Annotated in this window: 2 protein-coding genes and 1 pseudogene; all 3 read left to right on the forward strand. The window is 74.6% G+C overall.

What is annotated here, in order from left to right; translation table 11 throughout:
* Window positions 1–368: pseudogene (locus tag G3I65_RS35265) on the forward strand (L-aspartate oxidase); the annotation flags it as partial.
* Window positions 365–1,258: a carboxylating nicotinate-nucleotide diphosphorylase gene (nadC, locus tag G3I65_RS35270; protein WP_160699938.1), complete on the forward strand. Its 894-nt coding sequence runs from the start codon at window positions 365–367 to the stop codon at window positions 1,256–1,258. The pseudogene G3I65_RS35265 and the gene nadC, both read left to right, overlap by 4 nt.
* 72 nt (window positions 1,259–1,330) lie before the next feature.
* Window positions 1,331–2,043: S8 family serine peptidase (locus G3I65_RS35275; RefSeq protein WP_160699939.1), on the forward strand; the 713-nt coding region annotated here is incomplete at its 3' end.

Below are 2,043 nucleotides of genomic sequence, written 5' to 3' on the forward strand. Positions count from 1 at the left end.
CGCGCGGGCGGCTGCCGTCGCGCGTCACCGCGCCGGCGGCGGAGCGCGACTCCCTGCAGCGGGTGATGAGCCGGTACGCGGCCATCGGCCGGGACGCCGACGGGCTGGCGGCGGCCGGCTCGGTGCTCGATCTGTCGCTTTCGGACACTCCGTTGTGGACACACGCGGGCGTCGAGGACGCGGCGCTGACCGTGGTGGCGCAGGCGTTGCTCGCCGCGGCCGTGCGGCGCACCGAGTCGCGCGGCTGCCACGTGCGCTCCGATTTCCCCGAGCGGGACGGGAACTGGCGGCGCAGCCAGCTCATCCGGCTCAGCCCGTCCGGCCAGCCGGTGCTGGCCGACCCGATCCCCCTGGAGGGCGTGGCATGACGTTCCCGATCTCCGAACCGGTCCTGCGCCTGATCGCCGCTTCCGGCCTCGACGTCGAAGACGTCAAGCGGGTGGTCACCACCGCGCTCGGCGAAGACCTGCGGTACGGGCCCGACGCCACGACCGCGTCGACGGTGCCCGCGTCCGCGACGGCCGTGGCGGAGCTGACCCCGCGCGTCGACGGCGTCGTGGCCGGGCTGCCGGTGGCGCTGGCCGTGTTCGACATGGTGCTGGGCGACGGCTACGAGGTGCTGGCCCGGCGCGAGGACGGCGACCGGCTGGTCGCGGGGGAGCCCGCGCTCGTGCTCGCCGGCCCGGTGCGCGGGCTGCTCACCGCCGAGCGCACGGCGCTGAACCTGCTCTGCCACCTCTCCGGCGTCGCCACCGCGACCGCCGCCTGGGTGTCCGAAGTGGACGGTACCGGCTGCGCGATCCGCGACTCCCGCAAGACGTTGCCGGGATTGCGGCTGCTGCAGAAGTACGCCGTCCGCTGCGGCGGCGGGGTGAACCACCGGCTGGGCCTCGGCGACGCCGTGCTGATCAAGGACAACCACGTCGTCGCCGCGGGTTCGGTGACGGCGGCGCTGGCCGCGGCCCGCGCGCACGCGCCGGAACTGCCGTGCGAGGTCGAGGTCGACACGCTCGAGCAGCTCGAGGAAGCGCTGGCCGCGGGTGCGGACGAGGTGCTGCTGGACAACTTCACGCCCGAGCGCTGCCGGCATGCGGTCGCGCGCCGCGACGAGGTTTCCCCGAAGACGCGGCTGGAATCCTCTGGTGGGCTCACCATCGAGCGTGGTAAAGCCTACGCGCGGTCCGGTGTGGACTACCTGTCGGTGGGCGGGCTGACGCACTCTTCACCCGCGTTGGATCTCGGCATGGACCTTCGCTGAACGCGGGTTCCCGGCTAGACTGGCGGTGGCGGAAGTCCTTTTCCGCCACCGTCTTTCGGTTCGGGGGTTCGGGTGCGGATACCGGCGGCGCTCGCGGTCGCGGGCCTGGTTGCGGTCGGCTTGCCGGCGGTGGCGGCCGCGGCCCCGGAAGCGCAGTGCGCGAACCCGTCCGGCACGTATTCCGGCGCCGTTCCGTGGGGCCAGCGCCAGATCGACCCCGCGCGCCTGTGGCCGCTGACGCGGGGTGACGGCCAGCTGGTCGCCGTGATCGGCACCGGCGTCGACGGGCAGAACGGCCAGTTCCGGCCCGGCCAGCTCGAAGGCGGCGCGGGCACCGAATCCTCCGACTGCGACGGGCGCGGCACGATCGCGGCCGGGATCGTGGCCGCGCAACCGGATCCGTCGACGTCGTTCGCCGGCGTCGCGCCGGGCGCGCGGCTGCTGCCGATCCGCTATACCGACAGCTCGGCGAAGGACGGCGGTGACCCGGGCGCGCTGGCCGGCGCGATCGGCACAGCGCTCGACCGGCACGCGGGCGTCATCCTGATCGCCGTCCCGGCGGCGTCCGACAGCCCGGCGCTGTCCAACGCGGTTTCGCGCGCGCGAAACGAAGGCGCGGTGGTCGTGTCGGCGGCCGCGGCGACGCAGCAGGGCGCGCGTACCTACCCGACGGCGACGTCCGGGGTCTTGGCGGTCGGCTCGGTGAACCAGGCGGGCGAGCCGGTGCAGACCGAGGCGGGGGACTACGTCGGCGTCGCCGCACCGGGCGCGGAGCTGGTCAGCAC

Source organism: Amycolatopsis sp. SID8362 (genome assembly GCF_010550475.1).
Classification (GTDB): domain Bacteria; phylum Actinomycetota; class Actinomycetes; order Mycobacteriales; family Pseudonocardiaceae; genus Amycolatopsis; species Amycolatopsis eburnea.

Coding starts and splice junctions, on each gene's coding strand:
- nadC (WP_160699938.1), top strand. CDS start 365: ATGACGTTCCCGATCTCCGAACCGGTCCTGCGCCTGATCGCCGCTTCC.